The organism is Synechococcus sp. PROS-7-1 (assembly GCF_014279795.1).
Taxonomy (GTDB): Bacteria; Cyanobacteriota; Cyanobacteriia; order PCC-6307; family Cyanobiaceae; genus Synechococcus_C.
The window spans coordinates 1,384,075-1,399,674 of sequence record NZ_CP047945.1 but is presented as its reverse complement, the minus strand read 5'-3'; the positions used below and the strand labels follow the sequence as shown (position 1 = coordinate 1,399,674).

Annotated in this window: 17 protein-coding genes; 7 read left to right on the top strand and 10 right to left on the bottom strand. The window is 58.6% G+C overall.

Translation table 11 applies throughout. The annotated features are described in order from the left end of the window. Positions 1-15 precede the first annotated feature (15 nt). Genes SynPROS71_RS07690 through SynPROS71_RS07680 form a run of 3 tightly spaced genes read left to right on the top strand, consistent with a single transcriptional unit; the run spans position 16 to position 2,300 of the window. A complete protein-coding gene (locus tag SynPROS71_RS07690; protein WP_186594286.1) occupies positions 16-516 on the top strand; it encodes an HdeD family acid-resistance protein in 501 nt (166 codons plus the stop codon). Between the two features lie 33 nt (positions 517-549). Further along, complete coding sequence (locus SynPROS71_RS07685) at positions 550-1,560, top strand: amino acid ABC transporter permease (RefSeq protein WP_186594284.1); 1,011 nt, start codon at positions 550-552, stop codon at positions 1,558-1,560. After that, positions 1,557-2,300 (top strand): amino acid ABC transporter ATP-binding protein, encoded by a 744-nt coding sequence (locus tag SynPROS71_RS07680; protein ID WP_186594283.1) that lies wholly within the window; start codon positions 1,557-1,559, stop codon positions 2,298-2,300. Before SynPROS71_RS07685 ends, SynPROS71_RS07680 begins: the two co-directional genes overlap by 4 nt. Here SynPROS71_RS07680 and SynPROS71_RS07675 read toward each other — a convergent pair. Then, the gene (locus SynPROS71_RS07675) at positions 2,285-2,500 is read right to left on the bottom strand and encodes a hypothetical protein (protein WP_186582718.1); all 216 of its coding nucleotides are present in this window, start codon (positions 2,498-2,500) and stop codon (positions 2,285-2,287) included. The two genes, SynPROS71_RS07680 and SynPROS71_RS07675, sit on opposite strands and share 16 nt — an antisense overlap. 77 nt (positions 2,501-2,577) lie before the next feature. Here SynPROS71_RS07675 and SynPROS71_RS07670 point away from each other — a divergent pair, with 77 nt between their 5' ends. Beyond that, a complete protein-coding gene (locus SynPROS71_RS07670; RefSeq protein WP_255442048.1) occupies positions 2,578-3,483 on the top strand; it encodes an AEC family transporter in 906 nt (301 codons plus the stop codon). Here SynPROS71_RS07670 and SynPROS71_RS07665 read toward each other — a convergent pair. Beyond that, positions 3,440-4,027, bottom strand: a complete 588-nt coding sequence (locus tag SynPROS71_RS07665; RefSeq protein WP_255442047.1) for an alpha-ketoglutarate-dependent dioxygenase AlkB — start codon at positions 4,025-4,027, stop codon at positions 3,440-3,442. The genes SynPROS71_RS07670 and SynPROS71_RS07665 overlap by 44 nt on opposite strands. A gap of 65 nt (positions 4,028-4,092) precedes the next feature. On the opposite strand from SynPROS71_RS07665, the gene SynPROS71_RS07660 reads away from it, so the two are divergent. Beyond that, positions 4,093-4,389: a hypothetical protein gene (locus tag SynPROS71_RS07660; RefSeq protein ID WP_186594279.1), complete on the top strand. Its 297-nt coding sequence runs from the start codon at positions 4,093-4,095 to the stop codon at positions 4,387-4,389. Here SynPROS71_RS07660 and SynPROS71_RS07655 read toward each other — a convergent pair. Genes SynPROS71_RS07655 through SynPROS71_RS07620 form a run of 8 tightly spaced genes read right to left on the bottom strand, consistent with a single transcriptional unit; the run spans position 4,386 to position 11,662 of the window. Then, complete coding sequence (locus tag SynPROS71_RS07655) at positions 4,386-4,628, bottom strand: hypothetical protein (RefSeq protein ID WP_186594278.1); 243 nt, start codon at positions 4,626-4,628, stop codon at positions 4,386-4,388. The genes SynPROS71_RS07660 and SynPROS71_RS07655 overlap by 4 nt on opposite strands. A gap of 18 nt (positions 4,629-4,646) precedes the next feature. Further along, the gene (locus SynPROS71_RS07650; protein ID WP_186594277.1) at positions 4,647-5,540 is read right to left on the bottom strand and encodes a homoserine O-succinyltransferase; all 894 of its coding nucleotides are present in this window, start codon (positions 5,538-5,540) and stop codon (positions 4,647-4,649) included. Between the two features lie 17 nt (positions 5,541-5,557). Next, positions 5,558-6,886, bottom strand: a complete 1,329-nt coding sequence (locus SynPROS71_RS07645; protein WP_186594276.1) for an O-acetylhomoserine aminocarboxypropyltransferase/cysteine synthase family protein — start codon at positions 6,884-6,886, stop codon at positions 5,558-5,560. A 52-nt stretch (positions 6,887-6,938) separates the two neighbouring features. Continuing rightward, entirely contained in the window at positions 6,939-7,616 is a 678-nt protein-coding gene (locus tag SynPROS71_RS07640; protein WP_186594275.1) for a hypothetical protein, read from the bottom strand. Positions 7,617-7,625: 9 nt separating this feature from the next. Next, positions 7,626-8,891 (bottom strand): MFS transporter, encoded by a 1,266-nt coding sequence (locus tag SynPROS71_RS07635; RefSeq protein WP_186594274.1) that lies wholly within the window; start codon positions 8,889-8,891, stop codon positions 7,626-7,628. 41 nt (positions 8,892-8,932) lie between these two features. Beyond that, positions 8,933-9,946, bottom strand: a complete 1,014-nt coding sequence (locus SynPROS71_RS07630) for a lytic transglycosylase domain-containing protein (RefSeq protein WP_186594273.1) — start codon at positions 9,944-9,946, stop codon at positions 8,933-8,935. Beyond that, positions 9,943-10,524 (bottom strand): DOMON-like domain-containing protein, encoded by a 582-nt coding sequence (locus SynPROS71_RS07625; RefSeq protein ID WP_186594272.1) that lies wholly within the window; start codon positions 10,522-10,524, stop codon positions 9,943-9,945. Before SynPROS71_RS07625 ends, SynPROS71_RS07630 begins: the two co-directional genes overlap by 4 nt. Position 10,525: 1 nt before the next feature. Then, positions 10,526-11,662 (bottom strand): phosphotransferase enzyme family protein, encoded by a 1,137-nt coding sequence (locus tag SynPROS71_RS07620; RefSeq protein ID WP_186594271.1) that lies wholly within the window; start codon positions 11,660-11,662, stop codon positions 10,526-10,528. Between the two features lie 122 nt (positions 11,663-11,784). On the opposite strand from SynPROS71_RS07620, the gene SynPROS71_RS07615 reads away from it, so the two are divergent. Together SynPROS71_RS07615 and SynPROS71_RS07610 are read left to right on the top strand one after the other, a co-directional pair. Further along, positions 11,785-12,930: a DNA repair exonuclease gene (locus tag SynPROS71_RS07615; RefSeq protein ID WP_186594269.1), complete on the top strand. Its 1,146-nt coding sequence runs from the start codon at positions 11,785-11,787 to the stop codon at positions 12,928-12,930. Next, positions 12,921-15,593: an AAA family ATPase gene (locus SynPROS71_RS07610; protein WP_186594267.1), complete on the top strand. Its 2,673-nt coding sequence runs from the start codon at positions 12,921-12,923 to the stop codon at positions 15,591-15,593. Before SynPROS71_RS07615 ends, SynPROS71_RS07610 begins: the two co-directional genes overlap by 10 nt. The last annotated feature ends 7 nt before the right edge of the window (positions 15,594-15,600 follow it).

The window sequence follows — 15,600 nt, the reverse complement described above, 5'->3', positions numbered from 1 at the left end:
ACCGTTGTTGGACCCATGACCTCACGCCGTATTGCTGCCGTACTTCTCGTCATTGCGGCTATTGCTGCCATTCTTCTTCCCTTCGTTTCTGCCACGTTGCTGACGATTGGCATCGGAGGAATTGCTTTTGCTGCAGGGATCGGGCAATTTCTCCGCCTTGGTGCTGAGTCCTCCTCTCAGGGCAAAGTGTTTCGTGTGTTGTCTGCCCTTCTCTATATCGGTGGCGCCGTTTTCATTCTGCTCGATCCGATCGATAGTGAAATCAGTCTCACGTTGTTCGCTGGAGTTCTTCTTCTCATTGAAGGCGTGATGGAACTGGCCTCCGGTGCGACAACCCCTGGTGCCGCTGCTGGTTTGGCGGTCGTGGATGGAGTGGTCACCTCCATCTTGGGACTATTGCTCGTTCTTGAGTGGCCATCGGACAGTCTCTGGGCCCTGGGGACTCTTTTCGGTGTCGCCTTGTTCCTTTCAGCGCTCAATTTGTTTCAGGCTCCATCTGATCAGCCTGGCGCCTGAGCATTGCCAAGATCGTCGTCCCTTCGCACTGGCTTGCGACATTGTCGCCGCCATCCCCTGCAAGCCTGTTTCAGCATTGTTCTGCTGGGTTTCATTGCCTGGGCGTTTTGGTCAACAGCCTTTTGGATTCTCCAGCAAGCTGACTGGTCAGTGGTCTCGGGGAATCTGCCGCTCTTTGCGATCGGTGGCTATCCGGAGGCGTCCCGATGGAGGCCATTCCTGTGGCTTGGTTTGCTGCTGCTGCTCACGATCTTCACGTTGGCCCAGCCTCTCCTCCTGCGCCGAGGGTTGCACCTCAACAGCGTGATTCTGTCCTGGAGCTGGTTGTTGATGATGCCCCTCGGGTTGTGGCTTCTGGCGGGTGGTGGTGTGTTGGATCCAGTCCCCTCCCGTCTCTGGGGAGGACTTGTTCTGACGCTCTTGCTGACCTTGTTCAGTGGGTTGATTGCGCTTCCACTCGGTGTTCTTCTCGCCTTGGGGCGCTGTAGCGAGCTGACCACAGCACGCCAGCTTTCCAAGATCTACATCGATGGGATGCGTGCTGTTCCGTTGATCGCTGTTCTGTTCTTTGGCCAGCTTCTGCTGCCGCTGTTTCTTCCGGTTCAGATTGAAATCAACCGTGTGCTCCGTGCCGTTGTGGCCTTTGCTTTGTTTGCAGCTGCCTATGTGGCTGAGGATGTGAGAGGAGGATTGCAGGCAGTGCCCCCAACGCAACTCGAAGCGGCTGCAGCACTCGGACTCGGACCATGGCAGATCCAGCGTCTGGTCATTCTTCCGCAGGCTCTGCGCATCGCTGTTCCTGCGCTCACGAACCAGGCGGTGGGTTTACTTCAAAACACCAGTCTGATGGCCATTCTTGGTTTGGTGGAATTGCTTGGTATCAGCCAAAGCTTGTTGGCCAATCCGGCCTACATCGGGCGCCACCTCGAGGTTTATGTCTGGCTTGCCGTGTTGTATTGGTTGCTCTGCACCGCGATGGCTCTCATGGCGCGCCAGTTTGAGCGACAAGACTCGTCCAATCTCATTGCAGCCCGCCGTTCATGACCATTGCTGTTCGTGCTGAGTCAGTCAACAAGAGCTTCGCCGCTGGAAATCGCGCTCTTGACGATGTCAGCCTCAGTGTTCGTCATGGTGAGGTCCTTGTGGTGATGGGACCGTCCGGTTCCGGAAAGAGCACGCTCATTCGCACCTTCAACGGTTTGGAGTCGATCGATTCCGGTTCCCTTGAAGTGGTTGGCATTCCACTCGATTCCGACCACGACGAGCGTCAGATCCGCCGAATCCGACGTCGTGTGGGCATGGTGTTTCAGCAGTTCAATCTGTTTCCCCACCTCACGATTCTTCAGAACATCACCTTGGCGCCGATTCAGGTGAAGTCGATCCCAAGGCTTCAGGCTGAACGCCGGGCGTCTGCTCTGCTCGATCAGATGGGCATCGCTGATCAAGCATTGAAATATCCGGCTCAGCTCAGTGGTGGCCAGCAGCAACGGGTCGCCATCGCTAGGGCTTTGGCCCTGGATCCAGAGTTGATGCTGTTCGATGAGCCCACCAGTGCCCTTGATCCTGAGCGGGTGAAGGAGGTTCTCGATGCCATGCGCCAACTGGCTGCCGCTGGCATGACAATGGTGGTGGTCACCCATGAACTCGGTTTCGCCCGTGAGGTGGCGGACCGGGTGTTGTTCATGGACGGAGGACGGGTTGTTGAGTTAACCGATGCCGAGGAGTTCTTCACTCATGCCAAGGAAGAACGCTCGCAACGTTTTCTCAATCAGATGGCCCATTGAGACGCGTGATGAAGGCGATCCAGAGCTTGCTCAGCGGCGACCAGCTCACGTTCCGTTTGCAGCCAGCTTTCATTGCCGAGCGGAAGTTGGTCGATCTGCTCGGCCAGATGAAGTTGAAGCTGCTCGCAGCGCTCCATCAGTGCAGTGCTGAGTTGCAGAAGATGTTGCTGGATCAGACAGGACGGTGCAGCGAAGGCCATGCTGCCAGTCAGGCGAGGACGGTGGAAATTTTGGCACAAGGCCTGTCGCCTCAGTTGGCCCTTGCTGGCGGTGAAAGGTGCTGAGTCTGCTCTGGGAGATGGTTCCCTGTCTTTTGGCGGGGGCTCTGATCGGTCGATGCCGCCCGCAATGGATCAATCCCCTGGCCACGCCCTTGGTGCGTTTTGGAGTTCCCCTGAGCCTGATGGGGTTGCTTCTTCACGGCGGGCTTAACCGCTCTCTTGTGGTCATGGCTTTGCTGGCTGTGTCAGCGATCGTGCTCATGCTTGTTGCGTTGCGAAGCTCGCGGTTGATCACTGACGCTTTGGTGTTGCCTGATCGACAGCTGGCCAGTTGCATCGGTAATACGGCTTACTTCGGCATTCCCGCTGCGTTGGCATTGCTTCCACCCGAGGCGCTTCCAGTGAGTATCGGTTACGACTTTGGCGCCACGCTTCTGGCTTGGGGGCTGGGTCCACTCTGGCTGCATCAGACCAATCATCAAGGCCATGGCTACCGCTGGAGCGCGTTGGCAAGCCATCTCTGGGCGAGCCCTGCGACGCGGGGTCTGCTCGGCGCCCTGATTGTGATGGCCACTCCATGGCATGACGTCATCAGTGCAGGCCTGTGGTTGCCTTCGCGGGTGGTGATTGTGCTGGCACTTGCTGTTGTGGGAATGCGTTTGGGAACCATTGCTTCGCGTGCGCCCTCGCCTGTGGCCGGGGGATTGCTATCTCCCCTGGTCTGCAAGCTTCTGTTGTTCCCGATGCTGATGCTGGTGATCAGTCTTCCTCTCCCCCTTCCACTACTCGCGAAGAAAGCCCTCGTGCTTCAGGCAGCCGCTCCAACAGCGATCTCAGTGCTGTTGATGGCTGAATCCGAGCAATGCGATGCATCGGCTTCCGCACAGTTGATTCTGCGCAGCACGCTCATTGCCTTGGTCAGCGTGCCCCTTTGGAGTGTCGTTCTGAATCGTTGGTTTTGAACACACGGAAGGTGAGATTCAGTCGCGGCGTTGTGATCTTGCGCCGGGTCGGCAGTCCATGCATCCACAGACTTTGGCATTCAGGATCCATCAGCAACAAGTCGCCATCTGAGAGCGTGAGATCAAGCCGCTGCCCGGTTTCTCGGTGGCGAAACTGAAGGTCGCGTGTCGCCCCAAGTGAGAGTGAGGCGATCGGGAACGAAGCGTCGATTTCGGGTTCATCGTCGGCATGCCACCCCATCCGGTCTTCGCCGTTTCGATACAAATTGAACAAACAGCCGTTGAATGGAGCGTTGGACTGTTTCGAGACCTTTTCGAGAAGTGGTAGAAACCACTGCGGCCAACCTGTCCCACGGTGAAGAGCACCGCTGTAGCGATAGGTCACCGATCGATCGGCCAGGAATGCTGTGAGCCTCGGCACCTTGTGCCATCGCCCGTAGACCCTGACATCGGTGTGCTCCCACTTGATTTGCTGGCGACACCGCACCATCCACTCCTGGGTGGTGTCAGGGGAGAGCCATTGGGATTGAAGGGTCCAGTTCATGGTGTCGACGTAAAGACGAATAACAGCAGTGGAGCGCCGAATCCATTCGTCCATAGATTGCCGCCATGGCAGCACGGATTACCCTCGAACTCTTCCTGGAGCGGGCGAAGCAGCGCTTCGGTGATCGTTTCGATTACTCCGAGATTCAGTGGCGCAGTTACAAGAGTCCGGTGAAAATCCGTTGCCGCAAGCATCCTGTTCATCCCATCACCATTACCCCTGAAAAACACCTGCAAACCACAGGCGGGTGCCGTCATTGCCTGCGTGAGCGACGGGTGGAGTGTCTGGAACGGGAATTGAATCGTGCTGCGGCCAAGCCTGTGGAGGCCTTACACCCTGTCGAGGCAAAAGTCGCGCTTTAGAAACCGCGTCCGTCCTGTTCGCGCATCTGTAGACGCAGCTTTTGGTACTGCAGCACAGCGCGGTCTTTTGCAAGGTGAGGGAAGAGTCGACACGCTTCATCGGCATCGATGGGCTCCAACAACCAGTCTTCTGAGCCATGGGGCGCGACATCACCTGGGGTGCGGTCAAATGCCTGACGAACCGGTAACCAGCGAAGCAAGCGTCGCCGCCATTGGTCATAGAGATCAAGTGGGTGCATCTGAGGCTCGAGTGCTGTTTATCCCTGCAATGAAACCCGCTGATAGCAAAACCAGAGCCATTGCTGGAACAGCAAGTTGCGATGGGAACGCCAGAGGGTCCTGGGATGGTCGGCGTTGAAATTCTCCGGCGGTGGAACATCGCCACGGGCTTTGTCCCTCTCCATCTCGGCAATGATCCGGCCAACGTTGTATTCGGGATGGCCGAGATGCATCAGCTGCCTCTGATCCGGGGTTTCAAAAATGGTGTATCCGACGGATTCACCATGGGCGAGCAGGCGCAGCCGTCCCTGCCGTTGAGCTGATTCCATGGCCGCGTCCGGTAAACCGGCATGGCGACTCTGGGGACAGAGGAATTGATCATCCTGGGTGCCCATCAACGAGTGACCTGGAACGAGGCTGCGCAGGGGATAGACCCCGAACAGCTTGCGTTTGAATGCCGTCTTGTTCACACCGGCCAGATAGGCCAGAGCAAATCCGGCCCAGCAGAGTCCAAGGGTGCTGGCGCAGGTGTGGCGCGCTTCCTCGACCACGGCGACTAATTCTTTCCAGTAAGTGACATCTTCAAAGGCCAGATGTTCCACAGGTGCACCTGTGATGATCAAACCGTCGAGAGGTCCCTGGGAGAGGGCTTCCTCCCAGCTCACATACAGGTCGTTGAGATGGGACTGGTCCCAACTTTTGTAGGCATGGGTCTGCAGTCGTATCCAGATCGGTTCGATCTGGAGCACCGAGAGACCGAGGGGGTGCAACAGATTGAATTCATACTGTTTCCCCAGCGGCATGATGTTCAGGATGCCGATTCGCAAAGGACGGATGTCCTGTCGTTCAGCTTCCTTGGGCTCGATCCAGGAGATGCGGTTGCGTTCAACCGCAGTGATCTTGTGATAATTGGGCGGAAGGATCAGCGCCATTCAGCTACGCCTCCCCATCAAGCACCTGATGCAAGGGCCTGATCGAAGTCAGCCTTGATGTCATCAATATGTTCCAAGCCCACTGAGACCCTCACCATGGTGGGGGTGACACCAGCAGAAGCCTGTTCACTTTCACTCAGCTGTTGGTGGGTTGTTGATGCAGGATGAATCACTAGCGTTTTGGCATCGCCAACGTTGGCGAGGTGACTGGCCAGTTTGAGGCTGTTAATAAAGCGAACGGCATCGTCATAGCCACCCTTGAGCGAGAACATGAGCATGCAGCCCATGCCGCGGCCCGTGAGGTATTTCTTTGCCGCTGGGTGGTATGGATCACCGGGTAACCCCGGATAGCTGACATCCGAAACCTGGGGATGGGTTTGCAGCCAGCTAGCAAGGGCCATTGCGTTCTGTGCATGGCGTTCCACACGCAAACTCAGCGTCTCCAGTCCCTGGAGAAGCAGGAAGCTGTTGAAGGGGCTGACGGCCGGCCCCCAATCCCGAAGTCCCTCCACGCGTGCCCGTAGCGCAAAGGCGATGTTGCGGTCGTCAGGAAGACCGAGCATTTTGCAGATGTCACTGCCGAAACCAAAGGCGTCCCAGTGAATGAGTCCGTGGTAAGCAGCGCTCGGCTGGCTCATTAAAGGGAATTTGCCGTTGCCCCAGTTGAAGGTGCCGGCATCCACAATCACTCCGCCAAGGCTTGTGCCATGGCCACCGATCCATTTGGTGGCACTCTCCACCACAACGTCTGCACCATGCTCGATTGGCCTGAGCAGGGCACCGCACGCCCCGAGGGTGTTGTCCACGATCAGGGGGATGTTGTTTCGTCGTGCAAGGTCTGAAAGACCTTCGAAATCGGGGATGTTGAAGCGTGGATTGCCCATGGCCTCCACGTAGATCGCCTTTGTTCCTTCATCGATCTGAGCTGCAAAGCTGGCAACGTCATCCCCTTCGGCGAACTTCACATTGATTCCAAGCCGAGGGAACTGAACTTTGAACTGGTTGTAGGTGCCTCCGTAGAGGAATGATGTGGAGACGAAATTGTCGCCAGCTTGCATGCAGTTGGTGATCGCTAGAAACTGTGCGGACTGGCCGGAGGCGGTGGCCAGAGCGGCCACACCACCCTCTAGAGCTGCCACCCGCTTTTCGAACACGTCGGTGGTGGGATTCATCAGACGGGTGTAGATGTTCCCGAATTCCTTGAGTCCGAACAGATTGGCGCCGTGTTCGGCGTCGTTGAACACGTAGGAGCTGGTCTGATAAATCGGAACAGCCCTGGAGTTCGTGGTGGGATCAGGAACCTGGCCTGCGTGGAGCTGGAGGGTTTCGAAACGCTGATCCGTCACGGCGTTGCTGCTGTCTATCTCCAGTTCTAGCGACAGGCCGTTCAGCCCTGACTCAACCTTCGCTTGGTTCTGGCTTGTCGCTGTCCTTGAGCGACGGAAGGGTCTCACGCAGCAGGGGGGTGAACTGGCTGCGCACGTCGGCACGGAAGCTGTCGACAGCTCCCGGCAGGAGAACCGGATAGGGCTGCTCTCCGCTCTGCTCGCGCAGGTGGCGCCATTTGCTGTTCTCTGTCTCCTTGAGAACAATCAAGGCGTTCTGAAAGTCGTAACGACCCATCTGCAGGCTCCCCTCGGGCAGAGCCGCTGCCTGCTCGCCCATCAGCTCTCGGAATGCATCGAACGCCTTGGCTTTCAGCGTGTCGGGCAGGCCGAGCACCGGCTGATAGTGGTCAAGAAGGCGTAGCTCCTCTTCAAGAAGAATCGGCCACGCCCCTCGGGCTCCACTGGGAAGGGACATCTGGGCCTCGGATGCCGTCATGGCATCCAGATGAAACGTGAGCCAGCGGTAATACGACTTGTCTTTGGTGCTTTTTTTCGCCGCTGCTTTGCCAGAGACAATTTCCGGGAGTGCAGCCTCCGCCTTGCGCAGAAACAGGCGGTCTTCCCGCTCGAGGTTCATTGCACCCCAGCGTTGCCGGTAGTCCCACAGCTCGGCGTAGCGGTTCACGTCTTCCGCTGACCAGCCGAGAGCGGCCAGTTCATCGGCGCGATGGGTGAGTTCCTTGGCCACGCAGCTTGTTCAGTCCTGTCCCTGGAAGCGTAAATGCCGGGGGCCGGAGGACCAGGCCCAGAACGCTGGGATCGCCAGAATCAGCAGATAGAGAATCAGCCCGTTGGGCCAGCCCTTGAGATCCCTGAGCCAGGTGGACACCAATGGCGCGGTGCCTCCGACCACGGCCACCACGAGGCTGTAAGAGAAGGAAAAACTGGCACATCGCGAACCACCTGGAAAAAAAAGCGGGTGAAGCAGTGGGGTGACCCCGGAATAAAAAAAGATTGGAAGCAAGACCATGGCCTGCCCAATCGCAAAGCCAACAGGTCCCCCCTTGGAAATGATCTGCAGGCCCGGGACCATCAAGACCATGCTGATCAGAAGAGAACGCCTTACAAGCGGAAGGGGGGAGAAGCGATCGGCACAGCGGCCTGCCAGGAGCGCCATCCCAAGTCCGAAGAGCTGCACGAGCGTATTTATGCCGTTGTACAGCGACGCGTTGGCGGGATCAACTCGAGATGCCTCGTCGACGTAGTACACCCCAACGGCGTAAAACACAGCCGTGGCGACGCCCACGGTGCCCATCAGGCGCAGCATGGCTGGCCAGTCGGTCATCACTTGACGCCATTGACCGGTGATGGAACTCGATGCCCCTTCAGGACGGCTGTCCTGAATTGATCTGCGCAGCATCACTGCCAGCAGTGACAGCAGAGAGCCAATGACGAATGGAATTCTCCAGCCCCCTGCATTCATGGCGGTGATCGGAATGAAGTGATCAATCACGGTGGCTACGAGCGAGCCGGAGATGAAGCCCACGGTGGCCCCAGCAGCGGTCACGCTGGCAAGAAATCCACGCGCTTTTTGGGGAGATGTCTCCACACTCCAGGCGATTGAGCTCGAGTACTCCGCACCGACAGACAGACCTTGAATCATCCGCAGGAGCACCAACAGCACGGCTGCGAGAGGACCGATCTGGTCTGTCGTGGGCAGTACCGCGATCATGAGGCTGCAGCAGCCCATGATCGCCACGCTCAGAAGCAGCAAAATGCGCCGGCCGAACATGTCGCCGATGGGGCCGAGCACAAGACCCCCGATTGGGCGCATCAGGTAGCCGGCGGCAAACACCCCGAAGGCGCTCAGAAATTGCAGGGTTGGTGAATCCTGTGGGAAGAACGCTGCACCAATCGACTCAGCGAAGTAGCCATACACAGCGAAATCAAACCACTCCACCGTGTTGCCGATGGCGGCAGCGATCGGCGAATGGCTGCCAGTTGACTCAGACGAGAGGTTCAAGGGTGAGGGGCCGACCGCTTTACGGCGTCATTTTGAAGGGTTCAGTTGTGGCTTCCATGTGGAGGAGGGGCACTGTGGGGATAGCGCTTCAGATGCTCGGTCACGGGAATCGGTGACGCTGCTGCATACCCCTCATGCAGCCAGAGATCACCCGCTGAGGCGGCGTAATGGATCTGCCAGTTGTAGAGGCCTCGATAGGTGAGTGGTTCCCGTTGGAGCAACGCTGCGTAGTGCAATACAGCTTTGCCGTAATGGTCACTGTTGTTGTACCCCCAGAGACCGCGGCGGATGTCCTTGAGGCCGCCACGTCGCACGAGATATCGCGCAGCCGCATGGATGGCATCCCATGGATCGCGAATGTCTCCATCCCTGCCGATTCCAGGCTCGGCCCAGGTGGTGGGGAGGAACTGCATCGGCCCCTGCGCATTGGCGACGGACACACCATCGATCCGCCCCATCCCCGTTTCCACAAGATTCACAGCGGCCAGCACCTCCCATGCGATACCGGTGGCATCCGCGGCGCTGCGGTAGGCCTTGAGAAGATCATCCTGCGGGGCAGGCGCTTGGATGCGCCACGCCGGCAGCGTTGTGGACGCCGGTCCCCGGTGCATGGCCAGGAATGAGCGTCGTGCGGCGATGTGTTGATCGAACACCCATTGCAACTGCGAGGGCAGTTGATCCCTCACCGCTGCAGCACGAGCGGGGGTATGGGACAGCACCCGGTAAATGACCTGCTGTTGATGGGCGAGTTGCGCAATCTCCGCTGGATCGTGGTCCGGGTCTACCAAGGCGGTTTCGATGCTGATCAGCAGAGACGCTGTGTTGTCTGCCTCGGTCGGGACCAGGGGGTAGTGGCGTCCGTTCGGTGCCACCGGAAGGTCTGATCGGGTTGGCAGTGCAATTCCGGTGCCAGAAACCGTTGGCTTGTTGGCTTCAGGACGCTCTGAGGTCGGTGCGTTCAGCGGTTGGCAGGCAACGGTGAGAGGCGTGAACAGAAGCGGCAGACCGAGCAGCAGAGTCGCCCAGCGGTGACGACGGATCAGGAACCGGGTCATGGGGTGAGATAGCCACGCCTGTCGTGAAAGTCTGGCTCGTCTCCGTGGTGAGACAAAGCCCAGTAGCTGAGGTTGTTGTCACTGTCCTCGAGCACCATCGCGATCGCCAGATCAGGAAGTTGCACCGCAGTCCACCAGGGATCCAGACGCAACTCGATGGTGCAGCGGCAATCCTTCTGGGAGCTTTGCCAATGAATGCGTGGTTCTAACGTTTGTTCGCGTGCTCCCTGACTGCGGTAGCTCTCGAACCGATAGAGATTCCAGTCGCCGCTTGGTGAAACATTGAGTTCCCAATAACGATCCTGGTTTGGCAGGGCAAAAAATGCTTCAAAGCAGCTGTGTTCCCAGAGACCATCGAGACGCTGCCCGCTGCGCTCGCTCGAGCCGGGTGCTGCTGACGTGAACTTCAGCATGGGAAGAGGCTGCCCCGATTGGGATGGCCTCAGGCTGAAACTTAATTCGAGGGTGTTGTGTTCCTCCCATACGAACTCGGCACTGGCGAGAAGTTTCGGGGATGCGTCTGGAGAAAAAGGGACCAGCGGGCAAACCTGACGCACCATCACGGGATGGCGTGCCACGTCAGCGCACTCCGCGAAGGCTTTCGATCAGGGCAACCAGCTCGTCCCACTGCTGCTCAATCGAGCGGGTGAGCGCGAACTGAACCCAAGCCCGATCCAGATTGTGACCGGCTCGCTCGGTTTTGAAATACCTGTCGCCTGAAAGGTGATCAGTCAAAAAACGCAGCCCCAGTTCCAAGGGGATCAAGCGAATGCACGCAGGCAGGTGGCGCACATCGTCATCGCTGAGGAAGGATTGCCCAACCTTGAGGTACCCCTCCAGGATCGAGCGGCAGAGTTCCAGATCAAAAACAACATCCTCCGGGGTGGCGGTTTCCTCCCCGAGGCGGTTGCAGCAGGAGCGGAGACAATCGCCGATGTCGTAGTGAAGCAATCCGGGCTTGACCGTGTCGAGATCGATCAACCCCACCGCATGCCCGGTGCGCTCATCGATCATCACATTGTTGATTTTCGGGTCTCCATGAATGGGCCTGCGTTTGAGTTCCCCCCTGGCGCAGGCCTGCTCAAGCACATCGAGCCCGTTACGGCGCGCATCCACGAAGGCGAGAGCTTCATTCACCCTGCGGTCCGTGATGGGCGCTGTGCTCCCGATCACGGCATCGAGCTCAGCCAGATATGCCGGTGCAATGTGGAAATTTTCAAGGGTGTCCGCCAGCTCGTCTGTGGGCAGATCACTGATCAGATGGTGAAACATCCCGAGGCCGTAACCGAGCTCCCAGGCATGGGCTTCATCTTTGATGACATCGGTGGTTGTGGCCGCTCCGATATACGAGATCGAGCGCCAGAACTCACCCTCATGCTCAACCCAGTGCCCGTCGGCATCAAGGGTGGGGAGAACCCTGGGAATCTCCCAGCGTCTCCCTGAAAGCTCAGGGGGTTCCTGCGCTAATCGCCTCTCGACGTGATCGCCGAGGCGCAGGAGATTGCGCATCACCAGTTCCGGGCTTTCAAATACATCCGTGTTGAGCCTCTGCATCACGAAGGCTTGCCTCGCTGCGCTGGCCTCAAGGGTGACCAGGAAGGTGTCGTTGACATTTCCAGATCCCAGCTGATCGATGGCCTTGATCTGGTCTGGTGGATGGAACAGTCCGGCGATGGTCTCCAGGGACGCGTTGGAGCCGGAGGGAGCCTTGGTCACGGTGTATCGCCTGGGTCTCACGTCGAAACAATGCCGTCTTCCAGCTGTCTTGCCAGGGGAGAGTGTGCGGAAAAACAGCCGGGGAGGCGGCACCATGGGCTGTGACCGCATCAAGGGAGCGCGTGCCCCGCATTCTTCATACGGCTGACTGGCAGATCGGTAAGCCTTACCGGTGGATTGCTGATTCTCAGAAACAGGCTCGTCTGCAGCAAGAACGTGTTGAGGCCGTTCGTCGCATCGGTGAGGTTGCCCGCCGTGAATCGGTGGATGCCCTGCTTGTGGCTGGCGACCTTTTTGATTCCTCCACCGTTCCCCCCTCGGAGGTTTTGGAAGTGATGGAGCTGATCGGTGCGATGCCGTGCTCTGTTCTTGTGATCCCTGGCAATCATGACCATGGCGGGGCGGGTGGTATCTGGCGGCGTGAGGATCTTCTGCGTCGCATGCGGGAGCGGGCCCCGAATCTGGAGCTTCTCAGCCAACCCGAGCCCGTGAGCAGAGCGGGGTTGACCCTGTTGCCCTGCCCCCTGCTACGCCGGCACGACAGTGTCGGTCCGATGCGCTGGCTTGATCAGCTCAATTGGCAGGATCTTGATCCAGAGGCTCCACGCGTTCTGCTGGCCCATGGATCGGTGCAGGGCTTTGGCTCCGGGACTGATGTGAATACCTTGCATCTTGAGCAGCTGCCCAAAGGAGAGCTCGATTACATCGCTCTTGGCGACTGGCATGGATTGATGCAGGTTCAGAGCAATGCCTGGTACTGCGGTACACCGGAGCCTGATCGATTCCCAACGGGGCCAGACGATCAGCGATCGCAGGTGGTTCTTGCCGACCTCACAAGAGGCGAACATCCTCGGGTGCAGATAATCACGACTGGGCGGGTTGCGTGGCATCGGATCACCATGCAGCTCCAGGGAATGCCCGATCTGGAACGCCTGCACCATCAGCTCGATGGTTGCATCGGTAGCCGCGTGGGCCGTGATCTGCTGAGACTTGAACTCAACGGCCAGCTTGGCTTGGATGCCCATCGTCGTTTGCAGGCGCTTCTCAGCGAGCTTTCAGAGCAGCTTCTGCATCTGCGCTTGCGAGGTGAGCTTCGGCGACATCCAACCGATGGAGAACTCGATCAGTGTTTGAACCGGAGTGATGGTCCGCTCCTCAGCAGCATTGCTGCAGGTTTGAAACAGGAGCTCGAGGGTGGGGCTGACCCTCTCATCGAGCAGGCTTTGATCGAACTCCACCAGCTCTGCGCCGCCTCTCCATGCGCCTAATCCGCTGCCGGCTGGAAAGCGTGCGCCGCCATCGAGAACTGGAGGTGGCTTTCGCGCCGGGGTTGACGTTGATCGGCGGTGGCAACGAAACCGGGAAGAGCTCGCTGGTGGAGGCCATGCATCGCACGTTGTTCGTGCGTGCCACAGCAACCGGTGCCGCCGTTCGTGATCTGCGCTCCGCGATGCATGCCGGTCATCCCCAAATAGAACTCGACTTCGAAGCGGATGGACATCACTGGTCTCTGCAGAAATCTTTCAGTGGTGCCGGTGGTACCTGCCGCCTCAGTCGGATGGGCAATCCAGCGCTTCTGGGCGCAGAAGCGGAGGATCGCCTGGCTTCACTGCTCGGCGTCGAGGAGATCATCGGCAGTCGGCAAGTCAACCGGATCCTGCCCAGTCGCTGGGCGCATCTCTGGGTGATGCAAGGGCTAGCAGGCCGCAATCTTCTTGAGCTGGATGGCAGCCATTACGACCTCAACGGTCTCATTGCCGCATTGGAGAACCAGGCCTCGGAATCGCTGCAATCACCCTTGGATCAACACATTCACGATCAGCTTGAGGTGTTGGTCTCCTCCAGCTTCACCAGTCGAGGCGTCAAGCAGCAGAGCGAACTCTGGAAGCGCCGTCAGGAGTTGCAGCAGGCCGAGCAGCGCCATCAAGACGCGTGCCAACAGCTGGAGATCTATGAATCGGCCTGCGAAGAGCTCGATCGCAATGAGCAGGCTCTGCGAGATCTTGAGAGCGGCACCGTTCCTGAATTACGCCAGCAACGCCGCCGGCTGACCAGCCTGGTCGATCTGCAGCGCTCCCTTGTACCCCTCATTCAGGAAGAACAGCAGCTCAAACAGCAGCTCAACAACCTGAAGACTCTTGATGCCGAAACGGAGTCGACAGGTCGCTCCATTCAGGTCCATCGTCACGATCTGGAGAGAGCGGTGGTGCAGGCCACACAGCAGTCCGAACAGCTCAAAACGCGGCAGGCCTCTCTCAACACTCTCGAAGAACAGCGTCATGCGCTGGAAGAGCGCGGTCATGCATTGCGCCGTCAGCAGGAGCTCCGGACTCTCGAAACCAGGATTCGTGACCATCAACAACGGGATGATCTGCGAGCCCATCTTCAATCGCAACAGGCATCACTGCAAAACAAGCTTGATGCTGCACCGGCAAAAACCAAAGAGGCTCTGTCTGCCCTTCAGCGTTTGCAGGAGCGTCTTCGAGAACTGGAGATCCGACTGAACAGCATGGCGTCGTCGATTCATCTGGAAGCGGCTGATCAGGAGGTGGTGCTGGATGGTGATGCGTTGTTGCAGGGACAAACCCTGCAGCGTTCCGGGGCCTTCCGGCTGCAAGTTGGTGCGGGGGTGATGGTGCAGGTGATTCCTGGAGAGGGCACCGGTCTGGCCTCTCTGACCACCGAGCGCTCACACCTCCAGGCGGAGTTCGACGAAGGGCTTCGACAGTGGGGCGCGTCATCCCTCGATGAGGCCAGGGAGCAGCTGCTTCAGCAGCAACAACTCACCCAGGAGCTCGCTCTGCTGAAAGCGCGCCTCCAACAGTTGGATCAGCAACGTCCTGCCCAAGTTGACGGCAATGAATCCCTTGAAACCCTGCGGCAGAAGCTGTCAGCTCTCCAGCTGGACCTTGAATCGGAGGTCGTGATCACGGTTGACTCCACAGCTCTCGACCAGGAACTCCTCGACTGCAGGGCCACCTACAAATCCGTTCAGGAGCAAACCCGGGCGCTTCGCGCGGGCCTCGATGCACTGGAACGCAACCTGAGTGCTGTTCAGTCGGAACGCCAGGAACTACGGGTGACTGTGGAACGCCTGGAAGCCCAACAACTGCAGCGACGCCAACAACGCCAAGCGTTTGTGGAGACTCACGGTGAATCGGCTCAGATTCAGCGTCGGCTGGACGCTCTGAAGGAGACCAGCCGCGTTCAGCAAGCCAAGCTTCTCGCGCTGACCGCCGAGGCTGGTCTTGAGCGAATGGCCGATGCCGAGAGGCAGCTGGCCTCGCTTGAACAACAAGAACACAATCTTTCCCGTCGGCGGGAGGATCTCAATCGAGAACAGGGCGGCCTGCTTGAGCGTTGCGATCGTCTCGGCCGTAGCGACTTGCACGCGCTGGTCGAGGAAACCTCAGCCGCTATGGATCTGGCGATCCGGGCTGAACAACAGGAAACTCTGGTGGCAGAGGCGCGCCAGCTGCTGCTGAGGCGTTTCCAGGAGGCGCGACGGGATCTGTCCCGGCGCTATTCCATGCCTCTGAGGCAAAGCATCAATCGCTTCATGGCTCCCTTGCTCCTGGAGGCCTCGGATGACTGTGAGCTCAATGTCGACCCCACTGAAGGCTTGAATGCGTTGCGGCTGCAACGATCCGGGCGCTCATTTGATTTTGCCCAGCTGAGCGGAGGCATGAAAGAGCAGTTCAATGCCGCTCTGCGCTTGGCGATTGCCGATACTCTCCGCAGCAGTCATGACGGTTGCCTGCCGCTGGTGTTCGACGATGCTTTCACCAACACCGACCCCAAGCGGTTGGTGTCAGTGCTGGCCATGTTGCGCCAGGCTGTTGATCTTGGGCTTCAAGTGGTGGTGTTGAGCTGTGATCCAGATCCCTACCGCGAGATCGCTGATGCTTGTGTGACGTTGCCGGCTTTGTAGCCAATCG

Bases quoted from the DNA above. Each gene is read 5' to 3' on its own strand.
- SynPROS71_RS07680 (WP_186594283.1), top strand. From the start codon at position 1,557: ATGACCATTGCTGTTCGTGCTGAGTCAGTCAACAAGAGCTTCGCCGCT.
- SynPROS71_RS07630 (WP_186594273.1), bottom strand. From the start codon at position 9,946: ATGACCCGGTTCCTGATCCGTCGTCACCGCTGGGCGACTCTGCTGCTC.
- SynPROS71_RS07650 (WP_186594277.1), bottom strand. From the start codon at position 5,540: ATGGCGCTGATCCTTCCGCCCAATTATCACAAGATCACTGCGGTTGAA.
- SynPROS71_RS07610 (WP_186594267.1), top strand. From the start codon at position 12,921: ATGCGCCTAATCCGCTGCCGGCTGGAAAGCGTGCGCCGCCATCGAGAA.
- SynPROS71_RS07665 (WP_255442047.1), bottom strand. From the start codon at position 4,027: ATGAACTGGACCCTTCAATCCCAATGGCTCTCCCCTGACACCACCCAG.
- SynPROS71_RS07675 (WP_186582718.1), bottom strand. From the start codon at position 2,500: ATGGCCTTCGCTGCACCGTCCTGTCTGATCCAGCAACATCTTCTGCAA.
- SynPROS71_RS07660 (WP_186594279.1), top strand. From the start codon at position 4,093: ATGGCAGCACGGATTACCCTCGAACTCTTCCTGGAGCGGGCGAAGCAG.
- SynPROS71_RS07655 (WP_186594278.1), bottom strand. From the start codon at position 4,628: ATGCACCCACTTGATCTCTATGACCAATGGCGGCGACGCTTGCTTCGC.
- SynPROS71_RS07690 (WP_186594286.1), top strand. From the start codon at position 16: ATGACCTCACGCCGTATTGCTGCCGTACTTCTCGTCATTGCGGCTATT.